Annotated in this window: 23 protein-coding genes; 8 read left to right on the top strand and 15 right to left on the bottom strand. The window is 74.8% G+C overall.

Features of this window, described 5'->3' with window-relative positions:
• Nucleotides 1-90: 90 nt before the first annotated feature.
• Complete coding sequence (locus PH190_RS30110; RefSeq protein ID WP_274235233.1) at nucleotides 91-942, bottom strand: SDR family NAD(P)-dependent oxidoreductase; 852 nt, start codon at nucleotides 940-942, stop codon at nucleotides 91-93.
• A 73-nt stretch (nucleotides 943-1015) separates the two neighbouring features.
• Here PH190_RS30110 and PH190_RS30105 point away from each other — a divergent pair, with 73 nt between their 5' ends.
• From PH190_RS30105 to PH190_RS30095, 3 genes are all read left to right on the top strand, one after another.
• Nucleotides 1016-1594, top strand: a complete 579-nt coding sequence (locus tag PH190_RS30105) for a TetR/AcrR family transcriptional regulator (RefSeq protein ID WP_274235232.1) — start codon at nucleotides 1016-1018, stop codon at nucleotides 1592-1594.
• Nucleotides 1595-1654: 60 nt separating this feature from the next.
• On the top strand, nucleotides 1655-1927 hold the full coding sequence (locus tag PH190_RS30100) for a hypothetical protein (RefSeq protein ID WP_274235231.1): 273 nt from the start codon (nucleotides 1655-1657) through the stop codon (nucleotides 1925-1927).
• 150 nt (nucleotides 1928-2077) lie between these two features.
• Entirely contained in the window at nucleotides 2078-2929 is an 852-nt protein-coding gene (locus tag PH190_RS30095; protein WP_274235230.1) for a sulfite exporter TauE/SafE family protein, read from the top strand.
• A 26-nt stretch (nucleotides 2930-2955) separates the two neighbouring features.
• Here the strand turns inward: PH190_RS30095 and PH190_RS30090 are convergent, their stop codons facing one another.
• The 10 genes from PH190_RS30090 to PH190_RS30045 form a co-directional block, all read right to left on the bottom strand.
• Entirely contained in the window at nucleotides 2956-3723 is a 768-nt protein-coding gene (locus tag PH190_RS30090; protein ID WP_274235229.1) for a GAF and ANTAR domain-containing protein, read from the bottom strand.
• A 111-nt stretch (nucleotides 3724-3834) separates the two neighbouring features.
• Nucleotides 3835-4311, bottom strand: coding sequence for a cupin domain-containing protein (locus PH190_RS30085; protein WP_274235228.1), 477 nt, complete (start codon nucleotides 4309-4311; stop codon nucleotides 3835-3837).
• A gap of 33 nt (nucleotides 4312-4344) precedes the next feature.
• Nucleotides 4345-5247 (bottom strand): alpha/beta fold hydrolase, encoded by a 903-nt coding sequence (locus tag PH190_RS30080; protein ID WP_274235227.1) that lies wholly within the window; start codon nucleotides 5245-5247, stop codon nucleotides 4345-4347.
• 187 nt (nucleotides 5248-5434) lie between these two features.
• Entirely contained in the window at nucleotides 5435-5647 is a 213-nt protein-coding gene (locus PH190_RS30075) for a hypothetical protein (RefSeq protein ID WP_274235226.1), read from the bottom strand.
• A gap of 99 nt (nucleotides 5648-5746) precedes the next feature.
• Nucleotides 5747-7171, bottom strand: a complete 1425-nt coding sequence (locus tag PH190_RS30070; RefSeq protein WP_274235225.1) for an amidase — start codon at nucleotides 7169-7171, stop codon at nucleotides 5747-5749.
• A complete protein-coding gene (locus PH190_RS30065; RefSeq protein ID WP_274235224.1) occupies nucleotides 7168-7395 on the bottom strand; it encodes a hypothetical protein in 228 nt (75 codons plus the stop codon). Before PH190_RS30065 ends, PH190_RS30070 begins: the two co-directional genes overlap by 4 nt.
• Nucleotides 7392-7823, bottom strand: a complete 432-nt coding sequence (locus PH190_RS30060; RefSeq protein ID WP_274235223.1) for a nitrile hydratase accessory protein — start codon at nucleotides 7821-7823, stop codon at nucleotides 7392-7394. The genes PH190_RS30065 and PH190_RS30060 overlap by 4 nt, the downstream gene beginning before the upstream one ends.
• A gap of 1 nt (nucleotide 7824) precedes the next feature.
• The gene (gene nthA / locus PH190_RS30055; protein ID WP_274235222.1) at nucleotides 7825-8457 is read right to left on the bottom strand and encodes a nitrile hydratase subunit alpha; all 633 of its coding nucleotides are present in this window, start codon (nucleotides 8455-8457) and stop codon (nucleotides 7825-7827) included.
• 33 nt (nucleotides 8458-8490) lie between these two features.
• Complete coding sequence (gene nthB, locus PH190_RS30050; RefSeq protein WP_274235221.1) at nucleotides 8491-9171, bottom strand: nitrile hydratase subunit beta; 681 nt, start codon at nucleotides 9169-9171, stop codon at nucleotides 8491-8493.
• Between the two features lie 65 nt (nucleotides 9172-9236).
• Complete coding sequence (locus tag PH190_RS30045) at nucleotides 9237-10781, bottom strand: amidase (protein WP_274235220.1); 1545 nt, start codon at nucleotides 10779-10781, stop codon at nucleotides 9237-9239.
• 225 nt (nucleotides 10782-11006) lie between these two features.
• Between PH190_RS30045 and PH190_RS30040 the strand changes: the two genes are divergently transcribed.
• Entirely contained in the window at nucleotides 11007-12116 is a 1110-nt protein-coding gene (locus PH190_RS30040; RefSeq protein WP_274235219.1) for a HoxN/HupN/NixA family nickel/cobalt transporter, read from the top strand.
• Here the strand turns inward: PH190_RS30040 and PH190_RS30035 are convergent.
• Together PH190_RS30035 and PH190_RS30030 are read right to left on the bottom strand one after the other, a co-directional pair.
• Complete coding sequence (locus PH190_RS30035) at nucleotides 12040-13536, bottom strand: ABC transporter substrate-binding protein (RefSeq protein WP_274235218.1); 1497 nt, start codon at nucleotides 13534-13536, stop codon at nucleotides 12040-12042. The two genes, PH190_RS30040 and PH190_RS30035, sit on opposite strands and share 77 nt — an antisense overlap.
• 15 nt (nucleotides 13537-13551) lie before the next feature.
• Complete coding sequence (locus PH190_RS30030; protein WP_274235217.1) at nucleotides 13552-13911, bottom strand: ArsR/SmtB family transcription factor; 360 nt, start codon at nucleotides 13909-13911, stop codon at nucleotides 13552-13554.
• A gap of 205 nt (nucleotides 13912-14116) precedes the next feature.
• Between PH190_RS30030 and PH190_RS30025 the strand changes: the two genes are divergently transcribed.
• On the top strand, nucleotides 14117-14707 hold the full coding sequence (locus PH190_RS30025) for a dihydrofolate reductase family protein (RefSeq protein ID WP_274235216.1): 591 nt from the start codon (nucleotides 14117-14119) through the stop codon (nucleotides 14705-14707).
• A gap of 59 nt (nucleotides 14708-14766) precedes the next feature.
• On the opposite strand, the gene PH190_RS30020 is transcribed toward PH190_RS30025, so the two are convergent.
• Nucleotides 14767-15369 carry a TetR/AcrR family transcriptional regulator gene (locus PH190_RS30020; RefSeq protein ID WP_274235215.1) on the bottom strand — a complete coding sequence of 201 codons (603 nt, stop codon included), beginning with the start codon at nucleotides 15367-15369 and terminating at the stop codon, nucleotides 14767-14769.
• A gap of 145 nt (nucleotides 15370-15514) precedes the next feature.
• Here PH190_RS30020 and PH190_RS30015 point away from each other — a divergent pair, with 145 nt between their 5' ends.
• The 3 genes from PH190_RS30015 (at nucleotide 15515) to PH190_RS30005 (ending at nucleotide 18090) form a co-directional block, all read left to right on the top strand.
• Nucleotides 15515-16090, top strand: a complete 576-nt coding sequence (locus PH190_RS30015; protein ID WP_274235214.1) for a hypothetical protein — start codon at nucleotides 15515-15517, stop codon at nucleotides 16088-16090.
• A gap of 93 nt (nucleotides 16091-16183) precedes the next feature.
• On the top strand, nucleotides 16184-17395 hold the full coding sequence (locus PH190_RS30010) for a thiolase family protein (RefSeq protein ID WP_274235213.1): 1212 nt from the start codon (nucleotides 16184-16186) through the stop codon (nucleotides 17393-17395).
• Nucleotides 17392-18090, top strand: a complete 699-nt coding sequence (locus PH190_RS30005; RefSeq protein ID WP_274235212.1) for an SDR family oxidoreductase — start codon at nucleotides 17392-17394, stop codon at nucleotides 18088-18090. The genes PH190_RS30010 and PH190_RS30005 overlap by 4 nt, the downstream gene beginning before the upstream one ends.
• 13 nt (nucleotides 18091-18103) lie before the next feature.
• Here the strand turns inward: PH190_RS30005 and PH190_RS30000 are convergent.
• The coding region (locus tag PH190_RS30000; protein ID WP_274235211.1) for a hypothetical protein at nucleotides 18104-18381 on the bottom strand (278 nt) is incomplete at its 5' end.

Genomic DNA, 18381 nt, shown 5'->3' with positions numbered 1-18381 from the left:
CGCGTCACCCTCGACAAGGCCGCGTAGCCCAAATGCGGTCGATTCTCTTCACAGCGGCGCCGGGGACCAGGGCAGGTCGCGCCCTCGGCGCTACACGGGCGCGGGGGCCAGCAGCTCGCGCGCCGCGGCCAACAGGCCGTCCTGGTAGGCCGGGTCGGCCGCGCGCGCCGACCGGTCACCGAAGCCGCGGCGGTGGTCGAGGACGCCGCCGGACGGGCCGGTCGGGTTGAGGACGAGGCTCGCGAGCGTCGCGCCCGACTGCTCAGCCGAGACCGCGAACGGCGCCAGCGCCACAAGCGGGGCGCTGAGCACGCGGAGGGCGCCCAGCTGCCACGCGGGCCGGGCGCGGGCGAGGCCGGTGTCGGGCATGAGCCCGGGGTCGTAGCAGGTCCAGTGCGTGGCGGGGTACGCCCGCGCGTAGGCGCCGGTGAGCGCGGTCGTGTGCAGCTTCGAGGTGCTGTAGCGCTGCGGGCCGCTCGCGCGCGCCATCTCCCCGCGGGCGAGCGCCCCGAGGTCGAGGTCCTCCACCGGGTCCGGGATGAGCGCCGTGAGGCCCGGCACATGGGTGCCCGAGCCCAGGAGCACGACCTGGGCCGGCGGGTGCGGGGTCGTCACGAGGGCGTCGATCAGGGCGACGTGGCCGAGGACGTTGATCGCGAGGGTCTCCTCGACGCCGTCGGCGGTGAACGTCGGCGGGCCGGGGAACTGCACGCCCGCGTTGGCGATCATGGCGTCGAGGACGGGCAGCTCGGCCGCCACCTCGCGCACGTGCTCCGGGTGGGCGAGGTCGAGGACGACGGGGATGCCACCGATCTCGCCGGCGACGCGGGTGACCGCGGCGGGGTCGCGTCCGCTGACGACGACCTCGGCGCCGCGGCGGGCGAGGGAGCGGGCGGTGGCGAGGCCGAGGCCGCAGGTGGCCCCGGTGATGAGGATGCGCATGGCGGCCACGCTAGCGGCATCTCGTGCCAAATGGCAAAGTGTGCCACTCGGCGTCGTGTGCCAGGATGGGGCGGTGAGCACGCCGTCCCTGCGCGAGGTCAAGAAGCAGCGCACCCGCGACGCCATCGTGGCCGCGGCGGCGCGGCTCTTCGACGAGCACGGGTACGACGCGGTGACCGTCGCCGCGGTGGCCGAGGCCGCCGAGGTGGGGCCGCGCACCCTCTACCGGCACTTCGCCGACAAGGAGGACTTCCTCTTCGCCAAGGACGAGGAGCTCCACACGGAGATGGCCCGCATCGCGGCCGCCGTGCCCGCGGGGGCGAGCCCGGCCGAGATCTTCGCCGAGGCGGCACGCCAGGTGGCCGAGATCGTCGAGCCCGACCGGGACCTCATGGTCCGGCGGGCCCGGGTCACCGCCCGGACCCCGGCCCTGCAGGGGCGGGAGGGCATGAAGCACGCAGCGATGCAGCAGCTGCTGGTCGACGAGCTCGAGCGCCGCGGGTACCGGCGCGAGCAGGCCCGGCTCATCGCCGGGATCGGCATCGCCTGCGTCACCGAGGCCATCACCCGCTGGCTCGAGGACCCCGACGCGGGCTCGCTGGTCGCGGCGCTCCAGGGCGTCGAGGCGGAGGTGCGCGCCCTCGTGCCGTGAGGCCGGCTTCATCCCCCGCGGGTGGGGACGGCCCGGGTGCGCGCGCACTACGACGGTCGCGTGTGCCTCCTCATCATCCTGCTGCTCCTCGGGCCCCGCGCCGTCATCCTCGTCTGGTGGCTCCTGGCGCCGCTGGTGTGGGACGCCGCGTTCGGGACGCTGCTGGTGCCGATCCTCGGCTTCCTGTTCCTGCCGTGGACGACGCTGGTGTACGTGCTGGTCGTGCCCGGCGGCGTCGGCGGCCTCGACGTCCTGTGGCTCGTGCTCGCGTTCCTGCTCGACGTCAGCAGCCACGTCGGGGTGTACGGGCGTCGGCGGCGCGCGGTGGCGTGACCGCCCTCGGCGGCGCGGCGGCCGTGCCGCCTGCGGGTCGTCGAGAGGCGGCCCGGCCCGTCCGGGCGGTCGCTAGGGTCGTCGCGTCAGTGCGCGCGCCCGAGGAGGCGCGGTCGTCGGGCCCGTGACCGGCCCGCGAGAGGAGTCGCCGTGGCCCGCGCGAGCGGCACGGCGCACGACGTCGGGAGCGAGGGCGGCTCCCGCGCGGGGATCGCGACGATCGGGCTGGTCGGCGGGGTCGTCGGCGGGCTGATCGGCGGCGGCAGCGGGGTGCTCTTCGTGCCCGCGCTGGACCGCTTCACGGCGATGACCCGCGCCCGGGTCCACGGCACCTCGACCATCGCCAACATCGGCGTCTGCGTGGCCGGCGCCGCGGCCTACGCGGTCGGCGGCGGCGCGCTGGACCTGCGGGTCGGGACCGGGATGCTCGTCGGCGGCACGTTCGGCGGGCTGCTCGGGCCGTGGCTGCTCGCCCGCGCCCGGGAGACGGTGCTGCGCGTCCTGCTCATCGCGATCCTGCTGCTGACCGCGGGCAAGTTCACGCTCGACGCCGTCGACCCGGCGCTCTTCAGCCAGGCGCTTGTGCCGGCGGACCTCCTCGCGGACCCGTGGTTCGTCGTCCCGACGACCGTCCTGGTCGGGCTGGTGATCGGGGCGTGGTCGGGTGCGATGGGCCTGGGCGGCGGGTTGCTCGCGGTCCCCGCCCTCGTGCTGCTCTTCGGCGTGGAGCTGCACGTCGCCGCGGGGACGTCGTTGCTGATGTTCATCCCGAACACGATCGTCGGCTCGGTGGTCCACGTCCGCCAGGGGACGGCCTCGGCGCGCTGGGGCTGGCTGCTCGGGCTGACCGCCGCGCCCGGCGTCGTCGCCGGGGCCCTCCTCGGGCTGGCCCTCGACGCCGAGGTCCTCGGGCTCGTCTTCGCGGTGTTCGCGCTGCTCATGGCGATCCGCGAGATCCTCGCGCTGCGGCGACGGTCGCGGCGGCGCCATGAGGTCCGCTGACGGGTCGACCCGACCGCTGGTCCGCCTCAGCGGTTGCCGCTCCTGCCCTTCTTCTCCGCCTCGCCGGTGAGCCACTCGGCGACCTTGACCAGCTTCATGTTCGTGTTCTGGGACGACTCGACGAGCATCGAGAAGGCCTGCGCCTGCCCGACGCCGAAGCGTTCCATGAGGATGCCCTTGGCCTGCCCGATGACGTCCCGGCTCTCCAGGGCGGTGTGCAGGCCCTGGATGCGCTGGGCGCCGTGGAGCACCAGCGCGGCCTGCGCGGCGAAGAGCCGGCCGGCGTCGGTGGTGCTCTCGTCGAAGACGTGGGGTCGCGAGGCGTAGAGGTTCAGCGCTCCGGCGCTGCCGCGCTGGGCGAAGAGCTGGAACGACATGAGCGAGCCGATGCCGAGGTCCTGCGCCGCTTTCGCGTAGCGCGGCCACCGGTGCTCCGCCTCGCTCATGTCGTCGATGACGGTGCGCTGCTCGTACCAGATGGAGTCGAGGCACGGGCCCTCACCGAGCTCGTTCTGCAGCTCGTCGATGCGGCGGACGACGTCGTCGCTGGGGACGTGCGCCTCGACCCGGCGGCCCTCCTCGACCAGCGAGATGCCGGCCTGCTCGACGTGGGGCACCGTCTGGATCGCACCCCGGACCACGAGCGCGAGGGTGTGCTCGACGCCCTCCTCCTCGCCGCGTTCCAGCAGGTCGCGCGCGGCCTGTTCGAGGGTGCGCGCCAGGTCGTCACCGATGCGCGTGGAGGTGTCCTCGGTGACGTGCTCACGCTCGTCGCGCTCTTGTGTGGACGCCATGCGAAGAGAAGTACCCACGGAGGGAACGGAACGACACCGCCACCTGGACCCGCGGCCCGCGTCCCCGTCGCCCCGCCCCGTCCCGCTGACCCTCGGCGGTCCGGCGCGCGATCACCGGCAGTCGCCGGCCCGCCGCCCGAGGTGCGCGAGGAGCCACCACAGCGCCCGCTGCGGCGGGTCGGGGAGGCCGGCGACGGTGAACGACCAGTCGTGCTCGGCGTTGATCCGGGCCAGTTCGCGCAGCGGCGGGCGTCCCGCGGACGCGGCGAGGGCGCGCAGCTGGGCCTGCAACGGACCGGCCGGGCTCTCCACGGTGCGCAGCCGGACCGGCTCGCCGAACGGGTTGGCGAACGCGTGGGTGGTGCCCGGCGGGACGACGACGGTCTCGCCGGGCTGCAGCAGCCGGCGCTCCCGGCCCAGCCGGACGACCAGCTGCCCCGACTCGACCGTGAAGACCTCCCGCTCGTGCCGGTGCCGGTGGGCCGGCGGACCGGTGTGGCGGGGCGGGAGCACGGCGGAGAAGACGAAGTCGGGCGCGGAGGTCTCGACGGCGATCACCTGGCCGTCGGGGAACGTCAGTGTGGTCATCCGGTTCTCACCCTCGGTCGGTGCGGTGGGCGCCTACCGCCCCTGCAGGAACGCGACGACGCGCGCCTGCGCGGCGGCGGCGTCGGGGTGGGTGTACAGGGCGAGGTGGGTGCCGGTGTCGAGGGTGAGCAGCTCGGCGTCGGGGATGGTGTCCGCGGCGAAGGTGCTGTCCGCCGGGGGCACGTCGCTGTCGGCGCTGCCCTGCACGACCAGCGTCGGCGCGGCCACCTTCTCCAGCTCCAGCGAGGTGATCGCGGCGAACCGGTCGAGGTCGTTGCGGTAGCCGGCGCGGCGGTGGGCGTCGGGGACGGCGGTCGGGCCGAGCGCGAGGGCGAGGTCGCGCTTGGCCGGGTCGGCGAGGACCTCCTGCACGCGCTGCGCGAGCTGCTCCTCGGTGAGATCGCCCTCGCTCGCGAGCGCACCGCGGATGTACTGCTCGGGCTGGTGGGCGGCGAGCAGGCGCAGGAGCCACTGGCCCGGCGCGGTGGTGAACATCAGCCGGGTCGCGAGGTCCTGGCGGGGCGCCTCGTACGCCCGGCTCACGGCGGCGTTCGCGACGAGGGCGGTGACGCGCCGGGGGTGGCGGACGGCGAGCCGGTAGCCGGCGGGTCCGCCGCCGGACCACGTGTAGACGCCGGCGCGGTCGATGCCGAGGTGGTCGAGCAGCGCGGCGAGCAGGTCGGCCTGCTCGTCGATGCCCTCCCGGCCCGCGAGCGGCGTGCGCAGGTAGCCGGGGCGCGAGAGCAGGATCGCCGCGACACCGTCGCGGGGGAGGATCCGCGCCATGAGGGCCGCGGCGTCGATGCCACCGGGGCTGCCGTGCACGACGACGACCGGCGTCCCGGTGCCGACGACGGCGTACTCGACCGGCCCCGACGCCGTCTCGGCGACCTCCGCGACGTACTCGGGTGTCCCGGTCGGGGTGGCCCGGTCCATCACGGCTCCTCGGCGCCCGCCCGCGGCGGGACGGTGTGGTGGACGCGGCCGTTGCCGGATCCCGGGCCGGCGAGGTCGACCAGGGCGCCGCCGTCGCTCCGGGGCCGCAGGCGTGACACCGCGTCATCATCGAGGTCCGCCGAGACCGGGATCATCGACCGTCCGGGTGAGAAGGCCTCTCGCCGGATCAGAGCACGACGAGCCCGATGACGAGCGCCAGGGCGACGAGGACCAGCAGCACCGCGACGCCGACGGCGAGGGCCCGCCGGCCCCGGCCGTCCGTGGGCGCCTTCTCGTCCCGCCGCGTGCGGGGACCCTGCTGCTGGTGGTGGTGGCGGCTGCGGTCGTGCTCCGCGGCCAGGTCGTCCCGCGTCGGGCCGCGGTCGGGTGCACCGGTCATCCCGCTGGTTGCCCGTCGGGTGCGGGGCCGCAACCGCGACCGGGCCGCCGGCAGGTTGCCGCGGGCGCCCCGATGTCGTCGACGTGGGCCCGGGACGGCTCAGCGCCCGGCGACCAGCGCGGGCACCTGCTGGTGGAACGCGGTGCCGGCCTGGAAGGCCGCGGCCGCGCGGAACAGCGTCGCCTCCTCGAACGGACGCCCGATGAGCTGCATCCCGATCGGGAGCCCGTCGGCGTCGAACCCGCACGGCACGCTGATCGCGGGCAGCCCCGTCAGCGACGGCAGCCCCGTGAACTGCATGATCGCCGAGAGCATGTCCTCCGGTGCGCCGGGATCGATCTCGACGGTCGTCTCCCCGAGCGGCGTGGCCGTGAACGGCAGCGTCGGGCACGCGAGCACGTCGGCGCGGGTCAGGGCCTCGAGCGTCTGACGACGCAGCAGCGCGCGGTAGCGCTGGGCCTGCAGGTACTGCGTGGCCAGCAGCAGCTCGCCCGCCTCGAGGAGCAGGCGGACGTCGTCGCCGTAGTCCTCGGGGCGCTCCCGGAGCCAGCGCTGGTGGTAGGTGCTCGGCTCGGCGGCCTCGACCGTCAGCTGCGCGGAGATGTTGCCCTCGATGTCCGCGACGGCGACGTCGACCGTCCGCGCACCGAGCGACGTGAGGACCCCGAGCGCCTCGCGGACCGCCTTGTCGACCGCGGGCTGGAGGTGGTGCAGCGAGTAGCCCTCGATGACGCCGACCCGCAGGCCGTCGACGCCCGCCTCCAGGTCCCGGGTGTGGTCGACCACGGGCCGCTCGATCGACCCGGCGTCGTCGGCGTCGAAGCCCGCCAGCGCGTCGAACACCACCGCGCAGTCCGCGGCCGTGCGCGCGATCGGGCCGACGGTGTCCATGCTCCAGGCCAGCGGCACCACGCCGTGGTTGCTGACCCGCCCGATGGTGGGCCGCAGCCCGGTCACGCCGTTGATCGCCGACGGGAGCCGCACCGAGCCGCCGGTGTCGGTGCCCAGCGCCGCGGCGCACGCGCGGGCCGCCACGGCGACGCCGGAGCCGCCGCTCGAGCCGCCCGGCATCCGGCCGGTGTCCCAGGGGTTGGTGACGAAGCCGTGGTGCGGGTTGGCGGACGTGCCGCCCCAGGCGAACTCGTGCATGTTCGTCTTGCCCACGATGATCGCGCCGGCGGCGCGCAGCCGACGCACGACCGTGGCGTCGGCGTCGGGGCGGTGGTCCGCGAGGATCCTGCTCCCGGCGGTGGTGACCTGTCCCCGGACGTCGATGTTGTCCTTGAGGGCGATCGGCACGCCGTGCAGCGGGCCGATCCGGTGGCCCGCGCGGATCATCGTCTCGCTGGCGCGGGCCACCTCGAGGGCCTGGTCGCCGCACACCGAGATGTAGGCGTGCGTCTCCGCGATCGCGTCGATGCGCCGCAGCGTGGCCTCCACCAGCTCGACGGGCGAGAGCTCCCCGTCGGCGATGAGGGCGGCGGACTCGGTGAGGGTCCGGTCGAGCAGCTCGCCGTCGCTCACCGGTCGGTCCCTCCGTCGGCGGGTGGCTGGCCGAACACGGTGGTGGGCATGAGCGGCCGCACCGCCTCGACCTGCATCCGCGCGCTGAGCGCGTTGGCGGCGGGGATCCACGCCGCGAGCAGGCCGGCGACCGCCGCGGCGCGGTCCTCGCCGAGCGGGAGTCCGGCGAGGACCGCGGCCGCGGCCACGGTCTCGGTGGTGATCGGCTCGTCGGGGCCCGTCATGCGTCCCGACCGGCGGGGACGATCGCCACGGGGTCGCGGACGGCGTGGTGGTGGTCCTTCGTCGACGGCTGGTCGAGGATCTCCCGTGTCCTGCTGTCGAGCTCGTCGCCGGTCACCCACCCCTTGCCGCGGGCGAGCTCCTCGAGCGCGGCGAGCCACCGCTCGTAGTAGCTCCACTGCGCCAGGTCGGACTGCGCGGCCTCCCAGCGCTCGATCGCCCCGATCAGCTCGGCCTGGAACTCCTCCCACGGGAACCCGAGCCGCTCGTGCAGCGCGACGGTCATCGCGAACGCGCGGATCTCCCAGGCGTGGTCGAAGGCGACCTCGCCGTCGTGGCGGGGGATGCGGTCGTTGAACGGCAGCACGTCGACGAGCGAGTCGACGCGCGGCTTGGTGTCCGGCGAGGGCCGTTCGTTGATCGTCTGCACCTCAGCCCTCCGGGTGGCGGACGTCGCCGACACCGATCATCGCGTCGCGGGTGACGAGGGCCGCCAGCTGTTCCTCGGTCCAGCCGTCCGTGCCGGCGGGGCGCTGCGGGAGCACGAAGTAGCGCAGCTCGGCGCTGGAGTCCCACACGCGGACCTCGACGCTGTCGGGCAGGTCGAGCCCGAACTCCTTCATCACCCCGCGCGGATCGCGCACCGCGCGGGCCCGGTAGGCGGGGTACTTGTACCAGTTCGGGGGCAGGCCCAGCACCGGCCACGGGTAGCAGGAGCACAGCGTGCAGACGACCAGGTGGTGGACGTCGTCGGTGTTCTCGAGGGCGGTCATCTCCTCGCCCTGCATCCCGGAGAAGCCGAGCTCCTTGCAGGCCTCGGTGGCGTCGGCGAGCAGCCGCTGCTTGAACTCCGGGTCCGTCCAGGCCTTGGCGACGACCTGGGCGCCGAGCTGCGGGCCGACCTCGTTCTCGTAGACCGAGGACATGTAGTCGATCGCGTCGGAGCCGATGATCCCCTTCTCGACCAGGATCGACTCCATCGCCTTGGCGCGGGCGGCCAGCTCCTCGTCGCTGTGCTTGGCGAGGCCCTCGACCGGCTGGATCTTCTCGTGCGTCGACGTCATGTCGGCGTCCCTTCGGTGCGTGCGGGGGAGGGGTCAGGGGGTGGTGAGGTACGGCTCCCACAGGTCGATGTGCAGCACCGTGTTCGCCGCCCCGGGCTCGTCGCCCCAGATGTCCGCGGCGTCGAACCGCACCGTGTAGAGGTGCTGCGGGTCGTCGCCCAGCCCCGCGGCGCTCGAGTCCGGGTAGACGTAGGTGCCGTGCGCGTGGGTGATCTCGCCGACGTGACCACGCACGTAGCCGGCGCGGCGGGTGTGGGTCGTGGAGGCGTCGGGCCGGACGCGGACCCGGTCGCCGACGCGGTACGCCGGGGCGATGTCGGCCTCGCGACGGGCGTCCATCCCGGTCGGGATCAGCTGCTTGAGCGTCTCGACGAGCTCGGGCTTCGACGCCTTCGGCGCGCCCTCCTCGGGGTGGGCGAGGTAGTGCTGCGTGCGCCGCTCGAGCTCGTCCGGGTCGAAGATCCCCGCCTGGGTGCCGTGGTGCACCATCGAGTGCATCCAGTGCTCGTAGTACCGCGAGGTCAGGTACTCCGCCGCGGGGATCTGCTCCATGCCGTGACGGAACTGGTCGATGTTGAACGCCCCGGCCAGGGCCATCGCCGGGAACATCGTCAGGACGCTGCGCTCCCACTCCGACCCGAACACGGGCTCGTCCTCGGGGTGGACGACCGGGCCGTGCCCCTGCTTGCCGCCGAGGTCGTGGATTCCGTCCATCGGTGATGCCTCTCTGCTCGCGTCTGCTCGCGTCTGCTCGGGTGGTACCGGGGTGGGGGGACGACTCAGGCGGGGACGGCGCTCTGCGAGGGCGACGGGAAGCCGCCGACGGCCTGCTCGAAGGCGTGCGCGGCGCGCAGCACGGTGGCGTCCTCGAAGGGGCGGCCGACCAGCATCATCCCGACGGGCAGCCCGTCGGCGAGACCCGCGGGCACCGAGATCGCCGGGTGCCCGGTGACGTCGAACGGGCAGGTGTTGCCGAGCATCTCGAGGGCGCGGGCGAGGATCTCCGGCGGCCGGGCGTCCGCGGCGGGGCGGACGGTGGGCCGCAGGGGGAGGGTCGGCATGACCAGCAGGTCCACGTCGGCGAGGGCCGCGTCGTAGGCCCCGGCCAGCTTCGGGGCCAGGTTCTGGGCCATCGCGTAGTACCGGCCGTGCCCGGTCTGCAGGCCGTACCGGCCGGCCAGCAGGACCAGCGTCACCGTCACCGCGAACCGGGTGCCGTCCTCGGCCCACCGCGCGCCGAAGTGGTCCATCAGCTCCGGGTCGTAGTGGCCCTTCCAGTTCAGGCCGTACCCGAAGTTGTCGATCATCTGCGAGCAGGCGCCCTCGCTCGCGATGACGTCCCAGATCCTCGGCCCGTGCAGGTGCCACGGCACCGAGACCTCGCTGACCTGCATGCCGGCGTCGGCGAGGGCGGTGACCGCCGTGCGGACGGTGTCGTCCACCGCCGGCTCGGACTCGTCCCGCCCGAAGCCCTCGCGCACGACGCCGACCCGCAGGCCCCGGGCGCCCGCGTCGAGCGCGGCGAGGTAGTCGTCCGGGACGAGGTCGGCCGGCTGGCGGGGGTCGCGGCCGTCGCGCCCGGCGATGACCGAGAGCATGAGCGCGGCGTCGTGCACGGTGCGCGTCATCGGGCCGACGTGGTCGACGGTGGCCTCGATGGGGAAGGCGCCGGTGTAGGGGACGAGGCCCCAGGTCGGCTTGTGCCCGACGAGGCCGCAGTTGGCGGCGGGGATGCGGATCGAGCCGCCCTGGTCGCCGCCGGTGGCCATGTCGACGTGCCCGCCCGCGACCAGCGCGCCGCTCCCGCTCGAGGACGCGCCGGCGGTCCGGGTGGTGTCCCAGGGGTTCTCCACGTGCCCGGTGCTGGCGGTGATCGAGGCCCCGGAGAAGCAGAGGTCCTCGCAGACGGCCTTGCCCGCGATCGTGGCGCCGGCCTCGAGGAGGCGCGTCACGATCGTCGCGTCCTCGGCGGGCACGTAGCCCTCGACCAGCGCCGACCCGTTGGTCATCGGCACCCCGGCGACAGCGGTGTTGTCCTTGACCGCCACCGTCCGCCCCGCGAGCGGGCCCGACGAGGACCCGGTGATCGAGGTCGTGACGTACCAGGCGTTGTAGGGGTTCTCGCCCGTCTCGGGCCGTGACCACGCGCGCTGCGGGGCGCTCGGCGCCGCCTCGGCCCGGTAGAGCTCCTCCACCGCGTTCCACGAGCCCAGCAGTCCCTGCACCACGGGCGCGTACTCGTCGATCTCGTCCCCCGACAGCCCGAGCCCGTAGTGCTCGGCGACGGCTCCCAGCGCGGCGCGGTCCGGGTCGGGGAGAGGCATGGCGCGTCCCTTCAGGGCAGTCGGGTGCGGGCGTCAGTGGGTGTGACCCGGCGCACGCTAGGAAGCCCCACCCAGATATGTCAATGCGGATGAACGCATCCACAGGTTCCGATCACGTGACGGCGTTGCCGCCGTGTGTCGGGCCCCCCGATGCGACGACTTCTATCGACATGTGCAGCTCACGAGCCTTAGCGTCGGCCCGCCCGCCGTCGGAAGGAGCCCCTCGTGACGTCAGCCGTCGCCGCGGTGCCCCGGTGGTCGTCACGCGAGCGCCTGCAGCTCTCGGCGATCGTCGCCGTGATCGCGGTGCTGCACGTCGTCGGGTGGACGCTCTACCTGTCGCTGACCTCGGGTCCGCTCGGCGCCGGCGCGTTCGCCGGGGCCGGGGTGCTGGCCTACGTGCTGGGCGTCCGGCACGCCTTCGACGCCGACCACATCGCCGCGATCGACGACACCACGCGGCTGATGGTCCAGCGCGGCCGGCGCCCGGTCGGCGTCGGCTTCTTCTTCGCGATGGGGCACTCGTCGGTGGTCGTGGTGCTGTCGCTCGTCGTCGCCGCCGCGGCCGGCGCCGCGGTGACCACCGGGACGATCGACCGGTGGCGCGAGGTCGGCGGCGCCGTCTCGACCGTCGTCGCCATGGTCTTCCTCGGCCTGGTCGCGGTGCTCAACGCGCTCGTCCTCAAGGGCGTCGTCGGGGCGTGGTTCGACCTGCGCGCCGGCCGTCTCGACGAGGCCGGGCTCGAGCGGCAGCTGCTCGACCGGGGTCTGGTCAACCGCATCCTGGGGGGCCGCGCCCGGTCGCTGATCAAGCACTCGTGGCACATGTACCCGCTGGGCATCCTGTTCGGCCTCGGGCTCGAGACGGCCTCCGAGGTCACCCTGCTCACGCTGTCGGCCACGACGGCGTCCACCACGGGCGGCACCGCGGGCGGGGCGCCCCTGGTGGCCGCCCTGACGCTGCCGCTGCTGTTCGCCGCCGGCATGAGCGCGTTCGACACCGTCGACGGCGTGCTGATGTCGGTGGCCTACGCGTGGTCGAACCGCAACCCCGCGCGGCGGCTGTTCTACAACATCGCCACCACCGCGGCGACCGTCACCGTCGCCGGGTTCATCGCGAGCGTCTACCTCGCCGGCGTGCTGGCCGACGACCTCGGGATGACCGCCCTCGCCGGCTACGCCGGCCTGGCCGACGAGTTCGAGCTGCTCGGGTACGTCATCGTCGGGTTCTTCGTCGTCGTGTGGGGCGGCGCCGCGCTCATCTGGCGCTTCGGGGGCTTCGACGCACGCCACCCGTCACGAGCCGGGGAGCCCGGGGAAGCGGTGGCGTCGTGACGACGTCGTCGATGTGCAGCTCCGCGCGCGAGGCGACCGCGGTGTAGAGCGACGGCGCGACGAGGGTGCGCGCGCCGACGGCGTCGCAGCCGGCGCTGGTGCGGGTGAGCAGGGCGCGGCCGTGGCCCTCGGCCCGCCCGTCCGGGTCGCGGTGGAGGACGCGCGCGTACTGGTGGATGGCCTCGTAGACGGTCTCGGAGAGCGTCGTGATGGGCGGGGCCCAGGGGCCGTGGGCGGAGCGGTAGCGCGAGAGCAGCTCGCCGTTGCCGTCGGCCGGTCCGTGCTGAAAGTAGGCGAGCGCGGTGCGCAGGCCCTCCGCCGCCCGCTCCCCGATGTGGGACAGCGTGGACTCGTCGAGGACCAGCGACGCGGCCTGCACGGTCTCCCGCAGGCCCGCGGCCTGGGACTGCCGCTGGAACGCGACCTCGCTCTCGCCGTTGAGCGACGACAGCAGGAGGTCGGCGCCCGAGGCCTGCACGGCCTCGATGACGGTGGCGAAGTCGGTGGCGCCGATCGGGGCGAGCCGTTCCCCGGCGACGTGGCCGCCCGCGCGCGCGATCGCGGCGCGCGCGTCCGCGTGCGCGCCGGTGGACCAGACGTAGCTGTGGCCGACCAGGAACCACCGCCGCGCCCCCGAGGCCCGCATCATGGGCGCGATCAGCGCCTCCACCTGGGTGCGCGGCCGCTCGGCGAGCCGGATCGCGCGCGACGTCTCGCCGCCACCCTCGTTGATGACCGAGTGCACCAGCAGCACGTCCGTGAGCGCGAGCGCGTCGCGGGCGGCCTCGAAGCTCGCCGACGTGCAGTTGACGAAGATCGCCCGGCAGCCCAGGCGCGCCATCCGGCGGGCCTCCCGGGCGGCCTGCTCGGGGTCCGTGGCGTCGTCGGCGGTCAGGAGGGCGAGCGGGCGGCCCGCGACGCCGCCGTCGGCGTTGACCTCGGCGACGGCGAGCTCCGCCATGGCCTGGGAGGAGGCGGCGAAGACGGCGCCGGCCCCGGACATGGTGCTCAGGGTGCCGATGCGCACGGCCCGGTCGTCGTCCGGCTCGGGGAGGGGCACGCCGGCGCGGTGCATGAGCCAGTCCACCCCGGATGGCGGCAGCGTCATCTGCACGACGACGCGGGTGCGGCGGGGGCCGACGCCGCGGAAGCGCACCACCAGCCGCCCGCGCCAGGGCTGCGTGTGCTCGATCTCGACCACGGAACCCGCGGTGACCCGGGAGAAGCGGCCGAGGATCCACAGGTCGCCGCCGAACCCGCGCCCGTCGGCGGGCAGGTGCAGGCTGACGGCCGCCCCCGGCACGACGCGGTCACAGCGCGCGCCGAACAGCCAGCCCGGGGCGTCCGCGTCGCCGAACAGCGCGAAGGCCCGCTCGACCGGGAGGTCGACCACCCGGTCGGCCGCGACGAACGTGCTCATCGCCGGCGTGCGCCGTCAGCCGGTGCCGTGCCCGCGGTCCTCCGCGTCGGCTGGGGGCGTCGAGGTGTCGGACGCGGAGGTCTCGACCGCGTCGAGGCCGGCCTGCAGCAGGGACTGCAGGTAGGTGAACGCGTCGCGCGCGGTGCCCTCACGGTCGAGCGAGTAGTACCGGTTGCGGCCGCTCTTGCGCTCGATGACCACGCCGCTCGTGCGCAGGACGCGCAGGTGGCTGGACACGGTCGTGCGGCCCACCGCGTCGATGTGCGCCACGATCTCGCCGACGCTGAGCTCGCCCTCCTCGCCGAGGACGCTGAGGATGCGCCGACGAATCCGGTCCGACAGGGCGTCGAACGCGAGGTTCTCGTTGGCTTCCACGACGGGACACTAGCATCTGTCGACGCGCGTCGACTCATCGTCGAGCTCCGGGAGCCATGAGGTCGCCCCTCTCCTCGACGTGCCGCGGGTGCTCGCAGTCTCCCCGACGAACCGCGCGATGCCGATGTCGAATCCGGCCGGCCGCCGTTCGTCGCCAGGGTGAGGGCCGGCACCGGGCCGGCCCACCCGTCCGACGGAGGACACCGTGACCGCCACCTACACCCTCGACGTCTTCGCCAGCCTCGACGGCTACGGCTCGTACGGTCCCGACGGCGACTGGGGCGGCTACTGGGGCAAGCAGGGCCCCGAGCTCCTCGACCACCGCCTCGCCTCGTTCGCCACGCCCCAGCGGATGGTCTTCGGAGCCACCACGTACCGGGCGTTCGCGTCGATGCTGGCCGAGAGCACCGAGGAGTCCGAGGTCCGCGACCCGTGGGTCGACCGCATGCGCGCGATGCCGCTGACCGTGGTGTCGTCGACGCTGCAGGGCCCGCTCGACTGGCCGGACGCGACGGTGGCGAGCGGCGACGCCGTCGAGGTCGTCACCCGGCTCAAGCGGGAGTCCGACGTGCCGCTGCGCTCGCACGGCAGCCTCACGCTGAACCGGGTGCTCATGGCCGCCGGGCTGGTCGACCGCCTCCAGATCACGATCTTCCCCGTGATCACGGGGCGGACGGGCACGGAGCCGGTCCTCGGGGGCATGGACGACTTCGACCTCGAGCTGCTCGAGCACCGGACCCTCGACGGGCACACCCAGGAGCTCGTCTACCGGCCCACCCGGCACGTCACCCGCTGATCGGGCACGGGGGCGCCGTGGGGTGCGGAACCCGCCGCGCCCCCGGGTGGAGGCGCGGGTCAGTGGAGGAGGGTGAGCAGGCCCTCGAGGCCCCGCCGGAACGCCGCGCCGACGTTCTCGGCGCCGTCGAGGGAGGCGCCGGTCATCGCGCCGTCGCGCATCATCGCGAAGTGCGCCGCGGCGTCCTCCGGCCGGCCGCGTCGCGGTGAGTCCTCGAAGACCTGGGCGAACAGCGCGGTCAGCGTGGCCACGTACCAGGCGCGGTGGTCGAGGATCAGCCGCCGCACGGGGTCGTCGGGATCGGGGTACTCGGCGGCGGCCTTGAGGAACGCGCAGCCGCGGAAGCCCGGATCGGTCAGGTCGTCGGTGACGGTGGCGCCGATGGCCCGCAGCGCGTCGGCGGGCGACGCCGCGCCGTCGGTGGCGGCCTCCACCCCCGCGCGGGTGCGGGCGTCGACCCCGGCCAGGTAGGCCAGGACGAGGTCCTCCTTCGAGGGGAAGTGCCGGTAGAACGTCGCCCGCGTCGTCGGCACCTCGGTGAGGATCCGCTCGACCCCGACGGCCCGGATCCCCTCCCGGTAGAAGAGCCCGCTCGCCGTCGTCAGCAGGCGTTCCCGGGCCTCGGAGGGGCCGGAGCGGCCGGCGCGGGTCGGTGTCGACACATGTCGACGGTAACAGAAAGAACGGTCGGTCTTGTCGTCTCCGGCAGGGTGTGCCAGCCTCGGCGGCACACGCAAGAGAGAACGGTCTTTCTACTCATCCCGCGATGCTCGTCGGGGATGCGCCGTCCACGAGAGGGAACCCGCCATGACCGCCACCGCCACCGGCACCACCGCCCCCGTCGCGCCCGGGGGCGCGGCCACCCTCCGGCGGCTCCACGCCGCCCGGGCCGCCTTCGCCCTCGTCTGGGCGGTCCTGCTGCTCCTCACCGCGTCGAGCGCCGGCGTGGCCGCCGCCGTGCTGCTCGTGCTGTACCCGGTGGTCGACGCGGCGGCCGCAGTCGTCGACGCCCGGCACGGGAGGGCCGGCGGGCCGATCGGGGCGCTGGTCACCAACGTGGCGATCAGTCTGGTCGCCGCCGTCGGCCTCGCCGTCGCCCTGTCCTCCGGCGTGCCGGCCGTCCTGCGGGTGTGGGGTGCCTGGGCGGTCGTGGCCGGCCTCGTGCAGCTCGTCCTCGCCGTCCGGCGGCGCCGGCTGGGCGGGCGGTGGGCGATGGTCGCCAGCGGGGGCCTCTCGGTGCTGGCCGGGGTGGGGTTCGTCCTCACGGCGCCGGCGGCGTCGCTCGTGGGCGTGGCCGGCTACGCCCTGCTCGGAGGTGTGTTCTTCCTGGTCTCGGCGCTGCGGCTGCGTGCCGCGGGACGGGGTGACCGGCCGGGCACGTGACCGGCGCGACGGTCGGTTGCTTCTCGGCGTCCCGGGGAGCACGATCGGGACCGATCGGTCCGGGACCGCCCGGTCCGTCTCGGAGGAGGAGCCATGAGGGACGCGGTCATCGTCGACGCCGTACGCACCCCGCTCGCGAAGGGCAAGCCGAGCGGGGCCTACGCCGGGGTGCACCCGGTGGAGCTGCACGCGCACGTCCTGCGGGCGCTGGTCGACCGGACGGGGCTCGACCCCGCCGAGGTGGACGACGTCGTCGGCGGCGCGGTCGGGCAGGTCGGTGAGCAGAGCGGCAACACCACGCGCTTCGCGGCGCTCGCCGCGGGCTTCCCGGAGTCGGTGCCCGGGGTGACGGTGGACCGGCAGTGCGGCTCGAGCCAGCAGGCGCTGTCGTTCGCCGCCCAGGGCGTGGTCGCCGGGGCCTACGACATCGCGATCGCCTCCGGCGTCGAGTCGATGTCGCGGATCCCGATCGGGAGCCAGACGCAGGTCGACGGGGTGCGCCAGGACGTCGCCGGCCCGTCGGTCGGCGCCCGCTACGCGCCCGGGCTCGTCCCGCAGGGCGTGAGCGCCGAGCTCATCGCCCGGCGCTGGGGCTTCTCGCGCGGCCGGCTCGACGAGTTCGGCCTGGCCAGCCACCAGAAGGCCGCCGCGGCGTGGGCCGACGGCCGCTTCGCCGGCGAGGTCGCGCCGCTCAAGGCCACCCGCGCCGACGGGTCGGTCGCCCAGCTCGAGACCGACGAGACCGTCCGCCCCGGCACCACGGCCGATGCGCTGGCCGGCCTGCGCCCCGCGTTCGCCGACCCGCGCTGGACCGAGCGCTTCGGCCCGCTCGACTGGACGGTGACCGCCGGCAATGCGAGCCCGGTCAACGACGGCGCCGCCGCCCTGCTCGTCACGACCTCCGAGATCGCGGCCGCCCACGGCTGGACGCCCCGGGCGCGCGTGCACACGGCCACCGTCACCGGCGACGACCCGGTCCTCATGCTCACCGGGATCATCCCGGCCACCGCGAAGGTCCTCGCCCGCGCCGGGCTCGCGCTGGGCGACATCGACGCGTTCGAGGTCAACGAGGCGTTCGCGTCGGTGGTGCTGGCCTGGCTCGCCGAGACCGGCGCGGACCCGGCCCGGGTCAACGTCCACGGCGGCGCCATCGCGATCGGGCACCCGCTCGGCGCGAGCGGCGCCCGCCTCGCCACCACCCTGCTCGGCGTGCTCGAGCAGACCGGCGGGCGCTACGGCCTGCAGACGATGTGCGAGGCCGGCGGGACCGCCAACGCCACCATCGTCGAGAGGATCGACCGATGATCATCGCCGGGACGAACGCCCTGGTCACCGGCGCGAACCGGGGCCTCGGCGCGGCGCTGGTGGAGGAGCTGCTCGCCCGCGGGGCGGGCACCGTCTACGCGGCCACGCGTGACCCGGGCGGGCTCGCGCACCCGGACCCCCGGGTCGTGCCGCTGCGCCTCGACGTCACCGACCTGCGCACGATCCGCGAGGCCGCCGCGCGGGCCGACGACGTCGACCTGCTCGTCAACAACGCCGGCGTCGGTGGCGCCGGGTCGCTGCTGACCGCCGACCCCGAGCGCGCCCGCGCCGAGATGGAGACCAACTACTGGGGCCCGGTCGCGGTCCTGCGCGCGTTCGCGCCCGTGCTCGCGCGTCGCGGCGGGGGCACGGTCGTCAACGTGCTCTCGGCGCTGGCCTGGGCGGCGGCGCCGTGGGCGGGCTCCTACGGGGCGACCAAGGCCGCCGCGTGGTCGTTCACCAACAGCGCGCGGGCCGAGCTCCGCGCGCAGGGCACGCACGTGGTCGGCGTGCACCTGGGGTTCATGGACACCGACATGGTCGCCCACCTCGACGTGCCGAAGATCGCGGCGCCCGCCGTCGCGGCGCGCATCCTCGACGCGGTCGAGGGCGATGACGACGAGGTGCTCGCCGACACGCCGAGCCACACGTTGAAGGAGGCGTTGGCCGGCCCGCCGGCGGGTCTCGAGCTCTGACGGCCGGCGACGGTCACGGACGGCCGTCCCGGCGGTGGGCCCGCACGGCCCACACCACGCTGGCGATCGCGACGGCGACGAGGGCGACGACCGGGCTCCACAGGTTCGCCGGTGCCGGCAGGAGGGCGGTGACCAGCGCGAACACCGACGCCGCGGCGAGGACCAGGACGACCGTGCGCCACCGCAGCCGCGGCGCCCCGGGCTCGGCGGGTCGGCGGCGGGCGGTGCGGCGGTAGCCCTGCACGATCTCGTCGAACGCGCGGGCCTCGCGGTCGTCGAGGGGACGCTGGT

Source organism: Actinomycetospora straminea (genome assembly GCF_028737255.1).
Taxonomy (GTDB): Bacteria; Actinomycetota; Actinomycetes; order Mycobacteriales; family Pseudonocardiaceae; genus Actinomycetospora; species Actinomycetospora straminea.
This window is presented reverse-complemented; position numbering and strand designations above follow the sequence as displayed.